Below are 15,512 nucleotides of genomic sequence, written 5' to 3'. Positions count from 1 at the left end.
TATTGCAAGTATGGTTGATTTGCGAGAGGCCAAAAAGGTGTCGCAGCCCGCGCGGTCGGGGGTGCCGTTCCCCGCCGTCGTGGGCCAGGAGGCGCTGAAGGAGGCCCTCCTGGTCGTCGGGGCGAACGACGACCTCGACGGCCTGCTGGTTCGCGGCGAGAAGGGGACGGCGAAGTCCACCGCGACCCGCGCGCTCGCGGACCTGCTGCCCGACCAGCGCGCCGTCGCCGACTGCCCGTACGGCTGTCCGCCCGACCATAGGACCCGGCAGTGCGAGACGTGCCGGTCGCGGGACGACCCGCCCGTCGAGACCAGACCGGTCCCGTTCGTGACGCTACCGCTCGGCGCGTCGCGGGAGCGCGTCGTCGGCTCGCTGTCGGTCGCCGACGCGCTCGACGGGGAGCCGGAGTTCGACCCGGGGCTGCTCGCGCGGGCCAACCGCGGGTTCCTCTACGTCGACGAGGTGAACCTGCTGGACGACCACCTGGTCGACGTCCTGCTCGACGCCGCGGCCGGCGGCGTCAACCGGGTCGAGCGCGACGGCGTCAGCGTCACCCATCCCGCGAACTTCACGCTCGTCGGGACGATGAACCCCGAGGAGGGCGACCTCCGCCCGCAGTTCCGCGACCGGTTCGCGCTCCAGGTCGAGGTGGCCGGCGCCGAGGACTTAGACCGGCGGGTCGCGGTCGTCGAGCGCGCCCTCTCGGGGTTTGACGGCGACTACGCCGCCGAGACCGCGACCGTCCGCGAGCGGCTCCGCGAGGCCCGCGAGCGCCTCCCCGACGTGACGATTCCGGAGTCGCTCACCCGCGATCTGGTGGAGCTCTGCCGGGACGCGGGGGTCGACGGCCACCGCGCGGACATCGCCGCGGCGCGGGGCGCGCGCACCCTGGCCGCCCTCGACGGGCGGGACAAGGTGATCGAGCCAGACGTCCGCCGCGCCGCCGAATTCGCGCTGCCCCATCGGCTCCGGAGCCGACCCTTCGAGGACGGGCCTGACTTCGAGGACGTCGTTGACGACCACTTCGACGACGGAGAGGCCGACGAACACGGCGGCGAGGAACGCCCCGGAGACGGCGAGGAGCAGTCCGGCTCCGAGCCCGCAGGGTCGACTGACGACCGCGACTCCGGCGGGTCAGATTCCGAGCCCGAAGGCGGCGACGGCGACGACAGTGCCGAGGGAGAAGACGACCGCGCAGACTCCGCGGCGGAGGGCGACCCCAGCGACACCGGGAACGGGGGCGATTCACCCGAGTCACAGCCGAAATCGCGCGACGGTTCCCAACCCGACCGCCCCGACGCATCCAGCGACGACGCGCCGACGGAACGTGACGGAGGCGGTGCGTCGAGCGACGGGGACGGTAGGGATACTGGAGATGACGGGGACGAGCAAGCGACGCCCCTCGTTCCCGGACAACCGCCCGCGGACGTGGCCGACCCCGGCGACGGTGCGGCGCCCGACGTGACCGCACCGACCGCCGAACGCGCCGACGGGAGCGGCCGGGCCAGCGCACGTCCGAGCGACCGCGGCCGCGGTGCACGGGTCCGGATCGAGCGCGCGGGGCTCGGCGACTCAGTCGACCCGGCGGCGTCGGTCCGCGCGGCCGCCGCTCGCGGCGGGGATCGCGTGGAGTCGCGGGACCTCCGTCAGTCCGTCCGCGAGGGAGAGAGTTCCGCGCTCGTCGTGTTCGCGGTGGACGCAAGCGCCTCGATGCGCGGGCCGATGCGGGCCGCGAAGGGCGTCGCGCTCGACCTGCTCCGGGACGCCTACCAGCACCGCGACGAGGTGGCGGTCGTCACCTTCGCCGGCGAGAGCGCCGACGTCGTCCTGCCGCCGACCGACAGCGTCGACCTGGCGGCGCGACACCTCAAGTCGCTCCCGACGGGCGAGCGCACGCCGCTGCCCGACGGCCTCCGCACCGCCGGCGAGGTGGTCGCGCGGGCGGACCCGGACGAGGCTGTGGTCGTCGTCGTCACCGACGGGCGGGCGAACGCCGGGAGCGACTCCCCGACCGCGGACACGCGGACCGCCGCGTCCGCCCTCGCCGACGTCGGTGCGAACGTGCTCGTCGTCGACGCGGGCGACGACAGTCGGTCCGGTTTGGTCGACCTGGTAGTCGACCGGGCGGAGGGCGAACGCGTACCGCTCTCGGCGCTGACGGCCGACCGGATCGACGCGGCCGCCGGGAGCCCTCGTGCAACCGAACTTTAGCGCTCTCGAAAGTTTTACAACCGTGCTTGTTTTACTGCAAACGTAGTTTACAATGGCGACTGCAAACGACACCGTTCACGGTCGACTCGAGCGCGCTCGCATCGAACTGTCGGCGACCGAGCTGGCGGTCGGACTCGCCCTGATCGCCGCTATCGGCGCCGCGCTGCTGTTCGTCCAGGATCCGATGGTGCACGACTCGCTCCACAACTTCAGGCACGCGGCGGGCATCACCTGCCACTGACGCCCATGTTCGCGAGATACGTCGTCCGCGGCGCGAAGGCGGGCCTCGTCGGGGGGCTGGCGTTCGCCGCGTTCGTCGCGCTGGTCGCGAACCCGCTCGTCGGGTACGCCGAGACGTTCGAGCACAGCCACGGCGGCGGGCCGGTCGTCTCCGGGGCGGTGACCGCGGCGGTCAGCGTCGCGGGCGGCGTCCTGCTGGGAGTGCTGTTCGGGGCCGTCGCGTTCGGCGCCGCGTTCTACTTCCTCGAACCGGCCGTCCCCGGCAGCGACGAGACGAAGAGCTACGTCCTCGCGGCCGCCGGGTTCGTCACCGTCTCGGGCGCGCCGTGGCTCGTCCTGCCGCCCCAGCCGCCGGGGGTTGAGCAGGCGCTGGCGACCGACGTCAGGCTCGCCTGGTACCTGGGCATGATGGTCGTCGGGGCGGTCGCGTGCGGCCTGTCGCTGTACGCCTTCGCGCGACTTCGGCCGCGGCACGGCCGGCTCCCGGCGCTCGCCGGCGGCTGCGTCCCGCTCGCGCTGATACCCCTGGCTGCCTCCGCGGCCGCGGCGAATCCCGCCTCGGGGGCGGTCCCCGCCCGCCTCGCGACCGTGTTCCGGGCGGTCACCGCCTCGGGCCAGCTCGGCCTCTGGTTCGTCATCGCGACCGCACACGTGTGGTTCGTCCGCCGGGAGCGTGCCGGCGACCCGGACGCCGAGACGACCGAGGTCGCGGACACGCCCGGTTCGGTGCTCTCCGACTGATGGAACGGCGCACCGACGACGTGCTGGAACGCGGATTCTCCGATCACGTGCTGGTCTGCACGCACCGGCGCGACACCGAGCACGCCTGCTGCGCGGGGGCCGACGGGGACGCGGTCTACGACGCCGCGGCCCGCTGGCTCCGCGAGCGGGACGTCCTCTGGTCGCGGGTCCACCTCGCCGAGACGAGCTGTCTCGGGCTGTGCAGCGAGTGCGGGGCGGCGATAGCGATCCACCCGCGCGGGCAGTGGTTCTCCGACGTCCGCCCGGACGACGTCCCGGACCTGCTCCGCGGGGAGTTCGGCCGCGAGGCGTCCCGGCTCGGCGTCGGCACCGAGACGGGCCCCGGCGACGCTGGATTCAGCACCGACTAGTACCGGTACGCCCGCTGCGGCCGCCCGGTCCCCCTGCTGCAACCGCACCGGTCGCGCTTCGGTCGGCGCACGCGTTCCGACGGCGAGTCGCGACGGACGGAACTGGGGTGGCCGGGCCGACTCCTCGATCTGACCCGGGCACCCCGCCGCCACGTGTCAGCCTCGATTCTTATCCCGTTTGCGAAAACGGATTTAAGTCGCCGAGACGCCAAACGCCCACGTGAATAAGAACTCCCTCCTCTCTCCCCGCGACGAGGAGACGGTCGGCGTCGAGACCGGCCTCGACGCCCTCCGGGAGAGCCCCACCTTCCGCGGCCCGGTCGAACCCCACGACGACGACCGCGAGTCGAACGACCACCTCGCGCTGCTCTACGAGACGACTGCCGAGCAGTTCGGGGCCGCCATCCCCTTCATCAGGCAGGGCCTCGAGCGCGGCGAGCGGTGCCTGTACGTCGCCGACGAGAACTCCAGGGACGAGGTCCTCGACGCGATGCGGGCGGCCGACTTCGACGCGGACGCCGCCCGCGAGTCGGGCGCGCTGACGCTCCACACGTCCCAGGACACCTACTGCCGGAACGGCGGGTTCGACCCGGACGAGACGGTCGAGTTCCTGGCCGAGCAGATCGAAGCGGCCCGCGAGGAGTACTCCGCCCTCCGGATCGCCGCCGAGATGACCTGGATCTTCGGCGCCGACCCCGAGATCGACGCGCTCATCGAGTACGAGGAGAAGGTGAACCGCCTGCTCGGCAGCGAGAACTCGATCGCGCTCTGCCAGTACAACCGGGACCGGTTCCCGGCCGACGCCCTCGCCGACGTGGTCCGGGCCCACCCGCACCTCGTCTACGAGCAGACCGTCTGCCAGAACTACTACTACACGCCGCCCGAGGAGTTCTTCGGCCCCGACCAGCCCGAGCGCGAGGTCGAGCGGATGGTCGAGACGCTGCGCGAGCGCACGGAGGCGACCGTCCGACTGCGGGACCGCGAGCGACAGCTCCGGCGGCAGAACGACCGGCTGGAGAGCTTCGCGACGCTGGTCGCCCACGAGCTCCGGAACCCCGTCGCCATCGGCCAGATATACAGCCAGCAGCTCCCCGAGGCGGCCGACGCCGACTCGGTCGAGCACGTCGCGGACGCGTTCGACCGCATCGAGGACATGGTCGACATCCTCCTGGTGGTGACCCGGGGCCGGGACGCCGTCACCGACGAGACGTCGGTCCGGCTGGACGACGCGGTGCACGCGGCGTGGGCGAAGTCCGAGACGGACGCGGCGACGCTCGATGTGGCGGTGAGCGGGACGATCCGGACGGACGAGACGTACCTCGAACACCTCTTCCGCAACCTGTTCGAGAACGCGGTCGAGCACGGCGACGCCGACACGGTCACGGTCGGCGACCTGCCCACCGGATTCTACGTCGCCGACGACGGGAGCGGCATCCCCGTCGAGGCGCGCGAGAGGGTCTTCGACGTCGGGTACACGACCGCCGCCGACCACGGCGGCACGGGGGTCGGCCTGGCGTTCGTCAGCGCGCTCGCCGACGTGTACGGCTGGGAGTACTCGGTGACCGAGAGCGAGGCGGGCGGCGCCCGCTTCGAGTTTGAGAACGTGACCCGGGCGTAGGTTCCGAATCGAACACCCGGTGCGATTAATTCGCACCACGTACTGAACATCCCCATCGATCTTTAAGTGACTCTGGCGACAACGGGTAGATACGAAGGACTTCTCCCGGACCACTTGACCTCGAGAGCCGTGCTGTCCCCCCTCTACTGCCTCGTCTATACGGTAAATCCTGCGTCTATCCGGTTCACTAGATACGTCCGGGTGCCTCTTCTCTCACGTCCCTACGACAGAGGAACCGGTTGACAGGTCCTCCTGAGCTCTGGTAGAGGGTAACGCATCCGCGTCTGTGTACTGAGCCGCCGTGTACGTGCCGGAGTCAATCTTTCCGATCTTCACTCCGCGTCGAGGTCTTCGGTTTGGTACAGGTACTTGTGGGAGAGGGTCAAAATTTACGGGAAGATTTTAGCTCCTTCCCGTGCAAGTGGCACGTATCCATGTCGAAATCCACGGACGAACGGGGGCGCATCTACCTCCCGAAGGACGTGCGGGAGCGCTTCGGCGAGCAGTATCGCATCGTCGAACTGCCGAGCCACGTCGCGCTGTTCCCCGTCGACGAGGACCCTCTCGACGGGATCCGGGAGGCAGTCGGTGACGCTTTCGAGGGAACCGACGCAGACGGGCTGAAGGCGGACGCCCGCGAGGCCATCTCCCGCGAGGTCCGGGAGGAGACCGAGGACCGGTCGCGGGAACGAGACGAGTGACCGTGTACGTCGAAACCGACTTCCTCACCGCGCTGGTGAAGGACGACGACTGGCTTCGCGAGTCCGCCATCCGGGCTCTCGAGGAGCACGACGACCTCCACACGTCGATTCTCGCCTACGCCGAGGTGCTGGTCCTGTTTTACGACCGGGAGGCCGCCGAGTACGAGATCGACGCGCCGAAGGCGGTCGCCAATCTCCTCGAACTCGTGCCCATCGTCCCGCAGCATCACGAAGACGCGGTGCTGGCGGCTGCGGCCTTCCTCGACGAGTACGAGATGACGCCGTTCGACGCACTCCACGCGGGCGTGATTGCGACGAGCGAGGACCGGGTCCTCTCGACCGAGCGGGACTACGACACGGTGGGGTTAGACCGCGTCCCCCTGGAGCCCAACACCGGGGAGTGACGAGCGATCGAACAGCTGTTTCGCATCGCGGCGGAACGCTCAGCGGTGAATCCGATACGCGCCCCGAACACCGTCCCCGTCGTGATACGCGACGGGCTCTTCCACGACCGCGACGCGACCGTCCCCAATCGCGGCCGCGGTGGCGACGCCCGCTACCGACCGGGTCGCGATTCGGCCGTCGACGACGTCGAACTCGTGTAGCGCGTGCGCGTCCGAATTTCGGTCGCGGAAGTGCTGCGCCGCGGGGACCGCGAGCCGGTCGCCCTCGGCCGCGATCTCGTGGACGAACCCGCCCACCGACGACTCCCAGCGAACCGCGCCGTCCGGCGCGACGCCGACCGCCGCGTGTTCGGTCGGATGGCGGGCGTCCGTCTCGCGGCCGTCCTCGGGGTACGTGTTGCCGGTGACGAAGACGACGCCGTCACCGGTCGCGTGGACGTGGTTCGGATACGCGTACACCGTCTCGTCGCCACGGTCGACTGGGCGGCCCAGGTCGACCGCCCAGTGGACCGACCCGTCCTCGGAGTCGGGACCGTCGTCCCCGGTGTCGAGCAGGTATCCCCGGTAGTCGGCGTGGCTCGTCACCCCAACGCCGCCGTCGATGAGCGAGACGTCGCCGACGCGGCGGTCCCCGTCGCCCGGCGGGTCCCAGCGGCGCGTCACCGCGCCGGTCTCGGCGTCGAGAACGACGAGCCCGTCGGCATCGGTGCCCGGACACCGGTTGTACCCCGCGGCGACGCGTCCGTCCCGGACGTCGAGAGCGATCGGCGACGCGCCGGTCTCGTACCGCCACGCGACGGTCCCGTCGGCCTCGAACGCGTACACGACGCTCTCGAAGTACCGGCCCCCGTCGGTCCCGCGCTCGTAGCGGCGGGCGGCGACGTACGCCCGCCGGTCGTCCGCGACCGCGTCGACGACGAACGGCAGGAAGAACCGGGTCCGCTTCGCCGGTTCGCCGACGTCGTCCGCGGTGCGGTAGCGCCACCGCTCCGCTCCGGTGTCGGCGTCGAGCAGGCGGACCGCGCCGTCGGGACCGCGCTCGCCGACGAGGACGCCGTCCGCGAACGGGAGCAGCGTGACGGCGCTCCCCGGGGCGTCGTCGTTCCGTGAGGCGCCTCCGCCGTCCCGGACTCCTTCGTCCCGCCAGCGCTCGTCGAGGGTGTCGGCGTCGAGCGCGACAACCGACCCGTCGGCGAGGCCCGCGACGACGGCGTCCCCCCGGAAGCAGACCGCGGACCGGCGGCCGAGCTGACGGGAGCCGGCGGGGTCGACGGCTCCGAGGTCGACGGAGCGGTCGCCAGTCGTCGGTAGCCCCGCAGAGTCACTCATCGGCGGGGAACGCCTCGTGGAGGACGTCGTGGGACGCCCCGAGGTCGTCCAGCAGCGCGTCGCCGTGGTCGGTCAGCCGGGCGAGCGACCGCTCGGCGTCCCGGACCGCGACGAGCCGGCCCCGGAGGTAGTCGTACTCCGGGTCCTGTTCGTCGGCGGCGGCGATCTGCTCCTCCAGGTCGACGAGGGCCGCGTCGAGGTGCCGCCGCAGCTCCGAGAGGCTCTCGGCGTTCGCCAGCCCCTCGACGGGGCCCTCCAGGTGCCCCTCCAGTTCCTTCTCGGCGTGCTCCCGGGCGCTCCGGTCGCTCGTGCCGAGGACGTTCATCAGGCCGAGTCGCAGTGCTTCGATCTCGTAGCAGCTCATGGGTATCGTTGATTCAGGTGGCTTCGTTCACAGCGTCTGGTCGACGATGTCCGAAACGATGCGGTCCCGGTCGAGGTGGGACGAGACGATGCGCTCCGCGTCGCCGGCGTCGACGCCGCCGTACCAGACGCCGTCGGGGTAGACGGCGACCATCGGCCCGTCGCCGCACCGGCCGAGACACGACGACCGGGTGACCCGGGCGTCGCACGCCTCGGAGTCCCGGACCGACTGGCGGAGTCGTTCGAGGACCGCCGGCGCGCCGTCCGCCGCGCACGTCTGGTTCGTGCAGACCGCGACGTGCTTCTCCGGGGCGTCGTGGGCGTGGGGGTCGTCGTCGACGTCCTCGCGGTCGGCGTGGGCCTCCTGATGGGTCAGCGCCCGCAGCACGGCCCGGGCGCCGCCGACGTCCTCCTCGTAGCCGTCGAGTTCGACCTTGTACTTGCAGGTGTCGCAGGACATCCGGACGCTGTCGGTGCGGGCCTCCTGCCACCGGTCGCCGAGCACGTCCAGGAGCCGCGAGTCGGTCCCGAGCGGGTCGCCGGCCACGGCGTCGACGTACGGGTACTCCTCGTCGAAATCGTCGGTGCGGTCCCGAATCCGCTGGGTGAGCACGCCGTCGCCCAGCATGTACGGGAGGACGACGACGGCGTCGGGCCGGTGCTTCGCCGCGTCGTGGAGCGCGTCCCGCAGGCGGGGCTCGGTGACTCCGATGAAGCAGGCCTCGACGCGGTCGAACGCCCGGCCCTCGTAGAGGAGCCGGGCCAGCTTGTGGACGTCGCCGTTGGCGTCCGGGTCGCTCGACCCCCGGGCGCACAGCACCACCGCGACGTCGTCGGCCTCGCGGTCGACGCCCAGTTCCGCCTCGACCGCGGCGGCCCGGTCGTCGAGCAGGTCGACGAGCGCCGGGTGGACGCCGAGGTGCGACCCGGCGTGGAGCGTCAGGTCGGCGTGCTCCGACCGCGCCCGCTGGACCGCCAGCGGGACGTCGTTCTTGACGTGGCTGGCGGCGAACAGCGAGAGCGGGACGACGGTTATCTCCGACACCGCGGACGCGAGGCCTCCGATAGCCTCGGGTATCGTCGGCGCCGCCAGCTCCAGGAAGCCGACGTCGACCGGGACGCCCAGCCGGGATTCGAGGCCGGCCGCGAGCTCCCGGACCTGGTCGTTGGACTTCTCCCGGCGCGACCCGTGGCCGACGAGCACCACGGCCTCGTCGTCGAACGCGCCGGCGGCGTCTCCGGGCCGGACCTCGCCTCCTCGGTCCGCCCCCTCGCCGTCGGTGCTCCGGCTCATCGCTCTCCGGCGCGTTCGAGGCTCTTGAGCAGTTTCCGCCGGCGCGACGGGGCGAACAGGCCGGTCTCCTCGCAGCCCTCGTACAGCCAGGGGCCGACTTCCGGAGCGGCCTCGTCGGCGAGCCCGAACCAGTAGCGCCCGGAGGACGCCTCCGCGACGTCGCCGGTGGGTGCTTCCGGCGGAACCTCCCCGAGGAGACCCCGGACGCGTTCGAGCAGCGCCCGGTGCTCGTGGACGAACGAGATTCCGACCGTCCCGGCGTCGCTCTTGAAGCAGACCGTGCCGCAGCCCTCGAGCAGCCCGCGGAGCAGCTGGCGCTTGTGGCCGTCGAAGGCGTCGAGCCGGTAGCCGCCGGGGTCGCCGTTCACCGGGAGCCCGAAGGCGGCGGCCGCGCGGTCGGCCACGTCGCCGAACACCTGTATCGTGAACTCGTCCTCGGTGCGGGTGACCGCGGTGTCGTGGGCGTACTCGCGCTCGACGATGCGGTGGTCGACCTGCTCGTCGCCCGCCACGGCCGCGAGCCGACGGGCGGCGGTCTCGTCGTTCGCCCGGACGGTCAGCGCGCCCGGCTCGACGTCGCCGTCGCCGACGGCCCGGCCCCAGAAGTACGCCGTCTCCGGGTGGCTCGCGAGCAGGTCCGCCGGCGTGCCGGTCTCCATCGACATCAGCGCTCCTCCACGGTGATGGCGCCCGGCGGGCAGGCCGCGGCCGCCTGTCGGGCCTCATCGGCCCGGTCGTCGTCGAACTCCGCGACGACGCGGCCGTCCTCCTCGCAGATGCTCCCGCCGTCGCTTCCTTCGGGCGGGACGGGGTCGGCGGCCGGGTCGACGGTCGCCAGTCCGTCCTCGCCCTCGACGAACCGGGGGTCGCGCGTGAGGCAGGCGAAGATGCCCTCGCAGGCGTCCTTGTCGACGATGATGCGGTAGCCAGTCATCGTTCAGTAGTCGTACTTGCTCTCGTACCCGCGCGGGGTGACCATCCGGTCGTCCCAGACGTAGGTGTCCTCGTTGCCGACCAGGATCGTGGTCGTCATGTCGATCAGGTCGGTCTCGCCGAGCTCCTCGAGGTCGCCGAGCTCGACGATGCGGACCTGCTCGTCCTCGCGGCCCGCGCCGTGGACGACGCCGACCGGCGTCTCGGGGTCGCGGTGCTCCAGCAGGATCTCGCAGCACTTCTCGAAGTTCTCGCGGCGCTTGCGGCTCCACGGGTTGTAGATGGTGATGGTGAACCCCTCCTTGGCGGCCGCGTGGAGCCGCGACTCGATGGTCGGCATCGGCGTCAGGTGGTCCGACAGCGAGATGCTCACCGTGTCGTTGACGAGGGGCGCGCCGACCCGCGCCGCGCAGGACTGGGCCGCGGGGACGCCGGGCACGACCTCGAAGTCGAGCGCGCTCGCTGTCGCCCCCTTCGACTCGACGATCTCGAGCGCGAGGCCGCCCAGCGCGTAGACGTTCGGGTCGCCGCTGCCGACGATGGCGACGTGGTTCCCGGCCAGCGCGCGGTCGACGGCCTCCTCGGTGCGCGAGACCTCCCCGCACATCGGGGTGTCGTACAGTTCGTCGGCGTTCTCGGTGATCTCGTCGGGCAGCAGGTCGATGTAGGTCGTGTAGCCGACGATGTGCTCGGCCTCGTGGAGCGCCGCCCGGGCGCGCTGGGTCATCCCCTCCGCGTGGCCCGGGCCGAGCCCGACCGCGACGAGGCTGCCGGGGTCGGCGTCGAAGTCGTCGGCGGTCGCGCCGACCTTCTCGTCGGTCGATTCCGTCGACGCGCCGCACCCGGAACTCGACGAGGCGGTCGCGTCCGACGTCAAGGCCCCGCACTCGGACTCGGTCGTCTCCGCCTCCGACCCGGGGGACTCGGTCCTCGACGCGCCGCACTTCGATTCGGCCGATTCCGCGTTCGATGCGTTCGTCTCCGTGCTCGATGCTCCGCACTCGGATTCGGTGGTGTCGTCCGTGCTCATGGTCAGAAGTCCTCCACGTCACGCCCGCCGCGCGGGGTGACGAGGTGTTCGCCGTGGTCGTTCTCCCAGACCGTCGTCTCGTGGTTGCCGACGAGGATGGAGGTGCCCATCCCGCCGACCTCGTCGTCGTGGTCGGTCGCCTCTCGCAGCGTCGTGACGGTGTGGGTCTCGCCGTCCCGGTTCCGCCCGGTGTCGCCCCGGCCGGCGTCGTTGAAGATGGCGACCGGCACGTCGTCGGCCCGCTCCTCGCGGATCACGTCGATGGCGCGCTCGTAGTCCCGCCAGCAGTTGTACAGGACGATGACGAACCCGCTGATGGCGGCCGCGCGCAGCTTCTCCTCGATCTCGTCCCAGCCGCGCCACTTGTCCGACAGCGATACCGTGCAGAAGTCGTTGCTGAGCGGCGCGCCGAGGTTGGCCGCACCGCCGAGCGCCGCGGTGACGCCCGGCACGACCTCGATGGGGACGTCGTAGGCCCCGTCCTCCTCGGCCATGAGGTAGAGCAGGTCGCTCTTGCCGTACACGTTCGGGTCGCCGCCCGAGACGTGGGCGACGTCCTCGCCGTCGCGGACCCGCTCGAACGCCTCGCGGGCGAGTTCGACCTGCCGGCCCATCGTCGACCGGACGATCTCCTGGTCGGGGCGGGCGGCGGGCGAGGCGGTGGCCGTCCCGCCGTCGGTGACGGCGTCCTCCGGCGGCAGCGTCCCGTCGCGCCGGAGGAACTCCTGGTAGAGGTTCGAGGCGATGACGCAGTCGGCGTTGGCGACGACGTCCTTCGCGCGCTGGGTCATCGCGTGGGGGAGGCCGGGCCCGATGCCGACGACGTAGAGGGTGCCCACGTCGTCAGTCGGCCTGTCGTCGCTCGCGTCCGCGTTTTGCTGGCCACCCATTCTATCGCCCCACTGCGACGGTTACGGCGTCGTCGTAGCGCTCTTTCTCCCGGGCGAGGTCGTGGTCGCGGCCGCCCGCGATGGCCGACGCCTCGGCGATGCCCGGCCAGCCGATGAGCTCCTTCGAGCGCGACGTCGAGGGGCCCTCGAACCCCTCCAGCGTCTCCTTCTCGAACAGGACGACCCCGAGGTCGGCCCGCTCGGCGGCCTCGTAGAGCCCCTCCTCGCCCTCCTTTCTCGTCCCGGTGGCGACGAAGTCGACGTCCGCGAAATCGAGGTCCAGGTCGTCGAGTGCTTCCTTCCAGGCGTCGAGCACCTGGTCGGCGTCGACGCCAGAGACGGTGCCCGTCCCGAGCACGACGCCGTCGTCGCCGTTGCGCTTGAGGACGGTCACGTCGTCGCCGACCAGCACGGCCCGCGGGCCGTCGAGGCGTGCGACCGGGCCGAGCTCGTCGTTCAGCACCGCGAGATTGGTCGCGACCGTCGAGTCGCCGTTGACGACGTGGGCGTCCAGCGCCTTCGCCCTGCTCTCGACGCCCTGCTCGCCGGCGACCTCGCTGGCCGTGGTCATCGCCGGCACCGCGCCCAGCTCCGAGAGGTCGCCCGCGACCTGGTTGGCGCCGTGGTGGCCGCCCGTGATGGGGATGGCCCACGTCAGCTCCTCGTCGACGACGACGATGGCGGGGTCGTCCCACTTGTCGTCGAGCAGGGGTGCGGTCTTGCGCATCGCGATGCCCGAGGCCATCAGGCCGACGAAGCAGTCGTACTCGCCCCAGTGCTCGGCGAACACGTCGCCGTGGTACTCCAGAACGTCGATCCGGTCGTACCCGTCGCCGATGCCCTCAACGATCTCGCGGGCCGTGTCGAGCTTGCGCTCGAAGCTGATGATGGCGATCTCCTCGGCCACCTCGCCGTCCGAATCCGGCGTGGAGCAGTGGCCGCCCGAGTCGTCCGTCTGCGTTCCCGTCTCCGTGTCTGTGTCCGTACTCATAGCTAATCGTCCGCCTCGCTCTCGTTCGACCCGCCGTTCGCCCAGTCGCCGTAGAGGTACGAGCGCTCGTAGCCGGTCCCCCGCGCCGCCTCGCCGATGACGACCAGCGCGGAGGCCCGATAGCCGGCCGCCTCGACCTTCTCGCCGATAGTCTCGACGGTCCCCTCGATGACGTCCTCGTCGGGCCAGGACGCGTGGTAGACGACCGCGACCGGCGTGTCCGGGTCGTGACCGGCCGCGAGCAGCCGGTCCATCGTCTCGCCGACCGCGTGGGTTCCGAGGTAGATGCAGGTCGTCACGTCGCCCATCTCGACGAACTCGCCGATGTGGTCCTCGTCGGGGTCCAGCGTCTTGCCCTGCGGCCGGGTGAACGCGACGTGGTTCGCCACGCCGTTCAGCGTGAGCTGGGTCCGGAGCGTCGCGCTCGCGGCGAACGCCGACGTCACGCCCGGCACGAGGTAGGTCGGCACGCCCTCGTGTTCCAGCGCGTCCATCTGTTCGAGCGCCGCCCCGTACACCGCGGGGTCGCCGCTGTGGAGGCGGACGACGTCGCGCCCGTCCTCGTAGGCGTCCCGCATCAGCGGAATCAGCTCTTCGAGGTCCTTCCCGACGCTCGACACCTGCTCGGCGTCCGCGCAGTACTCCGCGAGGAGTTCGCTGTTCACCAGCGACCCCGCGTGGACGACGAGGTCCGCCGCTTCGACCAGTTCGCGGCCCGTGACCGTCAGCAGCCCGGGGTCGCCCGGACCGGCGCCGATGAACGGGATTCCGTCCTGAACTTCACCCGCTGTGCGCTCGGCGATTCTCGGATCCCGCTGCCCGGCCCGGGCTGCCGACTCCGCGTCGATGGCCTCCTGCGGGTCAGTCATCCGACGTCACCTCCGGCGGTTCGTCGCCCTGCGCCTCGGCTTCGGCGCGTTCCAGGGTCGTCGGGTCGCCGGGTCCGCCGTCTGTCGTCGCATCGTCGCCCGATCCGGCGTCGCCGGACCCGGAGTCGTCCGTCTCGAACGCCGCGGTGGCCGGTTCGTGCTCGACGCCGCGCTTCTCGGCGTAGGCCAGCGTGTAGTAGTCCCGGTCGGCGACCGCGTCCGGGTCCTCGGTCACGACCGTCTCGCCCTGCTCCATGAACAGCCGGCGGCCGTAGACGACGTCGTAGCCGGCGTCGACGAGCCGCTCGTGGGTCGCCGGCGCGTCGGTGACCTTGAACAGGACCATCCGGTCGGGACCCGTCGGGGCCGACCCCCGGGCGGCCTCGCGGAGCGCGAGGCTCGTCCCCGACGCGATCTCGACGCCGAGGGCGGTCGCGAACGCGGTGACCGCGCTCACGCCCGGCACGATCTCGACGTCGACGTCCGGGTGGAACGCCGCCATCGTGCGCCGGAGGTGACCGAACGTCGAGTAGACGTTGGGGTCGCCCAGCGTGACGAACGCCGCGGTCTCCTCGCGGGCCCGCGACGCGATCTCGTCGGCGGCCGCCTTCCAGGCCCGCCGGAGCTCGTCCTCGTCGCGGGTCATGGGGAAGTCGACGTCGCCGATGCGCTCCTCGGGGACGTGCTCGGTCGCAACCGACCGGGAGAGCCGCCCCGGCGAGTAGACGACGTCGGCATCGTCGAGGACCTGCCGGCCCCTGACGGTGACGAGGCCGGCATCGCCGGGACCGAGCCCGACGCCGTAGAGGCTCATCGTCGGCCCCCGTCGGCGGTCCGGTCCGTAGCCCGCGGCTCCGGATCGGTCGGTCGGCCGCCGTCCGCGGCGACCTCGCCCGCGCCGCCGACCAGCATGTACACCGGGTTGTCCGAGTCGAAGCTGGTCGCCCCCGCGAGCCGGTAGCCGCGGCTCACCTGGAACTGGACGACCTCGTCGAGGAGGTCCCGTTCGCGGAACGCCTCGGTCGCCGCGCCGGCGACCTCGAGCCGCGAGACGTTCATCACGACGCGGTCGACGCCGGTCTCGACCGCGTGGTCGAGCACCGACTCGTAGTTCCGGCTCCCGCCGACGAACAGCGCGTCGGCGTCCGCCGGCAGTCCGTCCGGGGCTTCGGCCTCCCGGAGGGTGACGTCCGCGGAGACGTCGTTCGCCGCTAGGTTCTTCCTGGTCGTCTCCAGTCGTTCGGGCTTGCGTTCGAGCGCGGTCACCCGGCCGGCGCGGCGCGCGGCCTCGATGGTGACCGCGCCGGTGCAGGCGCCGACCTCGGCGAAGTGGTCGGTCGGCGCCAGGTCGAGCTTGGCCTGGACGATCGCCCGGACCTCGGGCTTGGTCGGGCCCGCCTTCGCGTCGTGGGGCAGTGCTGTTCTGGCCATCACCGAACACAACTCGCGTGGCGCCTAAAACAATTTTGGTTGTTTTATTCCAAGTGAGCTTTTCTACGAGAGGCCAGTTCCGCCGTCGAGGGAAA

General features: G+C 71.6%; 18 protein-coding genes. 7 read left to right on the top strand and 11 right to left on the bottom strand.

Annotated elements, in window-relative coordinates; translation table 11 throughout:
* Positions 1-10: 10 nt before the first annotated feature.
* The 7 genes from ACQUQF_RS20510 to ACQUQF_RS20480 all read left to right on the top strand — a co-directional run bounded on the left by ACQUQF_RS20510 (position 11) and on the right by ACQUQF_RS20480 (position 6,287).
* Positions 11-2,212, top strand: coding sequence for a VWA domain-containing protein (locus ACQUQF_RS20510; protein WP_435181012.1), 2,202 nt, complete (start codon positions 11-13; stop codon positions 2,210-2,212).
* Positions 2,213-2,264: 52 nt separating this feature from the next.
* Positions 2,265-2,453, top strand: a complete 189-nt coding sequence (locus tag ACQUQF_RS20505; RefSeq protein ID WP_435181011.1) for a CbtB domain-containing protein — start codon at positions 2,265-2,267, stop codon at positions 2,451-2,453.
* 5 nt (positions 2,454-2,458) lie between these two features.
* On the top strand, positions 2,459-3,193 hold the full coding sequence (locus ACQUQF_RS20500) for a CbtA family protein (protein ID WP_435181010.1): 735 nt from the start codon (positions 2,459-2,461) through the stop codon (positions 3,191-3,193).
* Complete coding sequence (locus ACQUQF_RS20495) at positions 3,193-3,564, top strand: (2Fe-2S) ferredoxin domain-containing protein (RefSeq protein WP_435181009.1); 372 nt, start codon at positions 3,193-3,195, stop codon at positions 3,562-3,564. The genes ACQUQF_RS20500 and ACQUQF_RS20495 overlap by 1 nt, the downstream gene beginning before the upstream one ends.
* 220 nt (positions 3,565-3,784) lie before the next feature.
* Complete coding sequence (locus ACQUQF_RS20490) at positions 3,785-5,182, top strand: MEDS domain-containing protein (protein WP_435181007.1); 1,398 nt, start codon at positions 3,785-3,787, stop codon at positions 5,180-5,182.
* A gap of 434 nt (positions 5,183-5,616) precedes the next feature.
* Entirely contained in the window at positions 5,617-5,883 is a 267-nt protein-coding gene (locus ACQUQF_RS20485; protein ID WP_435181005.1) for an AbrB/MazE/SpoVT family DNA-binding domain-containing protein, read from the top strand.
* 2 nt (positions 5,884-5,885) lie between these two features.
* On the top strand, positions 5,886-6,287 hold the full coding sequence (locus ACQUQF_RS20480; protein WP_435181004.1) for a PIN domain-containing protein: 402 nt from the start codon (positions 5,886-5,888) through the stop codon (positions 6,285-6,287).
* A gap of 39 nt (positions 6,288-6,326) precedes the next feature.
* Here the strand turns inward: ACQUQF_RS20480 and ACQUQF_RS20475 are convergent, their stop codons facing one another.
* Genes ACQUQF_RS20475 through cbiT form a run of 11 tightly spaced genes read right to left on the bottom strand, consistent with a single transcriptional unit; the run spans position 6,327 to position 15,417 of the window.
* The gene (locus ACQUQF_RS20475; protein ID WP_435181002.1) at positions 6,327-7,616 is read right to left on the bottom strand and encodes a PQQ-binding-like beta-propeller repeat protein; all 1,290 of its coding nucleotides are present in this window, start codon (positions 7,614-7,616) and stop codon (positions 6,327-6,329) included.
* Positions 7,609-7,980, bottom strand: a complete 372-nt coding sequence (locus tag ACQUQF_RS20470) for a DUF3209 family protein (protein WP_435181000.1) — start codon at positions 7,978-7,980, stop codon at positions 7,609-7,611. Before ACQUQF_RS20470 ends, ACQUQF_RS20475 begins: the two co-directional genes overlap by 8 nt.
* 27 nt (positions 7,981-8,007) lie before the next feature.
* A complete protein-coding gene (locus tag ACQUQF_RS20465) occupies positions 8,008-9,273 on the bottom strand; it encodes a CbiX/SirB N-terminal domain-containing protein (RefSeq protein WP_435180998.1) in 1,266 nt (421 codons plus the stop codon).
* Positions 9,270-9,938 (bottom strand): cobalamin biosynthesis protein, encoded by a 669-nt coding sequence (locus ACQUQF_RS20460; RefSeq protein WP_435180996.1) that lies wholly within the window; start codon positions 9,936-9,938, stop codon positions 9,270-9,272. Before ACQUQF_RS20460 ends, ACQUQF_RS20465 begins: the two co-directional genes overlap by 4 nt.
* A complete protein-coding gene (locus ACQUQF_RS20455; protein WP_435180994.1) occupies positions 9,938-10,207 on the bottom strand; it encodes a ferredoxin in 270 nt (89 codons plus the stop codon). The genes ACQUQF_RS20460 and ACQUQF_RS20455 overlap by 1 nt, the downstream gene beginning before the upstream one ends.
* A 3-nt stretch (positions 10,208-10,210) precedes the next feature.
* Positions 10,211-11,236 (bottom strand): precorrin-3B C(17)-methyltransferase, encoded by a 1,026-nt coding sequence (gene cobJ, locus ACQUQF_RS20450; RefSeq protein ID WP_435180992.1) that lies wholly within the window; start codon positions 11,234-11,236, stop codon positions 10,211-10,213.
* Between the two features lie 2 nt (positions 11,237-11,238).
* Positions 11,239-12,126 carry a precorrin-3B C(17)-methyltransferase gene (locus tag ACQUQF_RS20445; protein ID WP_435180991.1) on the bottom strand — a complete coding sequence of 296 codons (888 nt, stop codon included), beginning with the start codon at positions 12,124-12,126 and terminating at the stop codon, positions 11,239-11,241.
* Position 12,127: 1 nt separating this feature from the next.
* Positions 12,128-13,117, bottom strand: a complete 990-nt coding sequence (gene cbiG / locus ACQUQF_RS20440; protein WP_435180989.1) for a cobalt-precorrin 5A hydrolase — start codon at positions 13,115-13,117, stop codon at positions 12,128-12,130.
* Positions 13,118-13,119: 2 nt separating this feature from the next.
* Positions 13,120-13,986, bottom strand: a complete 867-nt coding sequence (locus tag ACQUQF_RS20435) for a cobalt-precorrin-4/precorrin-4 C(11)-methyltransferase (RefSeq protein WP_435180988.1) — start codon at positions 13,984-13,986, stop codon at positions 13,120-13,122.
* On the bottom strand, positions 13,979-14,800 hold the full coding sequence (locus tag ACQUQF_RS20430) for a cobalt-factor II C(20)-methyltransferase (protein ID WP_435180987.1): 822 nt from the start codon (positions 14,798-14,800) through the stop codon (positions 13,979-13,981). Before ACQUQF_RS20430 ends, ACQUQF_RS20435 begins: the two co-directional genes overlap by 8 nt.
* Positions 14,797-15,417, bottom strand: coding sequence for a precorrin-6Y C5,15-methyltransferase (decarboxylating) subunit CbiT (cbiT, locus tag ACQUQF_RS20425; protein WP_435180986.1), 621 nt, complete (start codon positions 15,415-15,417; stop codon positions 14,797-14,799). Before cbiT ends, ACQUQF_RS20430 begins: the two co-directional genes overlap by 4 nt.
* Positions 15,418-15,512 lie beyond the last annotated feature (95 nt).

Source organism: Halorussus sp. AFM4, from assembly GCF_051194995.1.
GTDB lineage: Archaea > Halobacteriota > Halobacteria > Halobacteriales > Haladaptataceae > Halorussus.
The sequence above is the reverse complement of the archived record's forward strand: the minus strand, read 5'-3'. Positions and strand labels throughout refer to the sequence as shown.

What these genes read in the sequence shown, in the direction of transcription:
- ACQUQF_RS20510 (WP_435181012.1), top strand. Translation starts at nt 11, where the DNA reads ATGGTTGATTTGCGAGAGGCCAAAAAGGTGTCGCAGCCCGCGCGGTCG.
- ACQUQF_RS20505 (WP_435181011.1), top strand. Translation starts at nt 2,265, where the DNA reads ATGGCGACTGCAAACGACACCGTTCACGGTCGACTCGAGCGCGCTCGC.
- ACQUQF_RS20500 (WP_435181010.1), top strand. Translation starts at nt 2,459, where the DNA reads ATGTTCGCGAGATACGTCGTCCGCGGCGCGAAGGCGGGCCTCGTCGGG.
- ACQUQF_RS20495 (WP_435181009.1), top strand. Translation starts at nt 3,193, where the DNA reads ATGGAACGGCGCACCGACGACGTGCTGGAACGCGGATTCTCCGATCAC.
- ACQUQF_RS20485 (WP_435181005.1), top strand. Translation starts at nt 5,617, where the DNA reads ATGTCGAAATCCACGGACGAACGGGGGCGCATCTACCTCCCGAAGGAC.
- ACQUQF_RS20475 (WP_435181002.1), bottom strand. Translation starts at nt 7,616, where the DNA reads ATGAGTGACTCTGCGGGGCTACCGACGACTGGCGACCGCTCCGTCGAC.
- ACQUQF_RS20470 (WP_435181000.1), bottom strand. Translation starts at nt 7,980, where the DNA reads ATGAGCTGCTACGAGATCGAAGCACTGCGACTCGGCCTGATGAACGTC.
- ACQUQF_RS20465 (WP_435180998.1), bottom strand. Translation starts at nt 9,273, where the DNA reads ATGAGCCGGAGCACCGACGGCGAGGGGGCGGACCGAGGAGGCGAGGTC.
- ACQUQF_RS20460 (WP_435180996.1), bottom strand. Translation starts at nt 9,938, where the DNA reads ATGTCGATGGAGACCGGCACGCCGGCGGACCTGCTCGCGAGCCACCCG.
- ACQUQF_RS20455 (WP_435180994.1), bottom strand. Translation starts at nt 10,207, where the DNA reads ATGACTGGCTACCGCATCATCGTCGACAAGGACGCCTGCGAGGGCATC.
- cobJ (WP_435180992.1), bottom strand. Translation starts at nt 11,236, where the DNA reads ATGAGCACGGACGACACCACCGAATCCGAGTGCGGAGCATCGAGCACG.
- ACQUQF_RS20445 (WP_435180991.1), bottom strand. Translation starts at nt 12,126, where the DNA reads ATGGGTGGCCAGCAAAACGCGGACGCGAGCGACGACAGGCCGACTGAC.
- cbiG (WP_435180989.1), bottom strand. Translation starts at nt 13,117, where the DNA reads ATGAGTACGGACACAGACACGGAGACGGGAACGCAGACGGACGACTCG.
- ACQUQF_RS20435 (WP_435180988.1), bottom strand. Translation starts at nt 13,986, where the DNA reads ATGACTGACCCGCAGGAGGCCATCGACGCGGAGTCGGCAGCCCGGGCC.
- ACQUQF_RS20430 (WP_435180987.1), bottom strand. Translation starts at nt 14,800, where the DNA reads ATGAGCCTCTACGGCGTCGGGCTCGGTCCCGGCGATGCCGGCCTCGTC.
- cbiT (WP_435180986.1), bottom strand. Translation starts at nt 15,417, where the DNA reads ATGGCCAGAACAGCACTGCCCCACGACGCGAAGGCGGGCCCGACCAAG.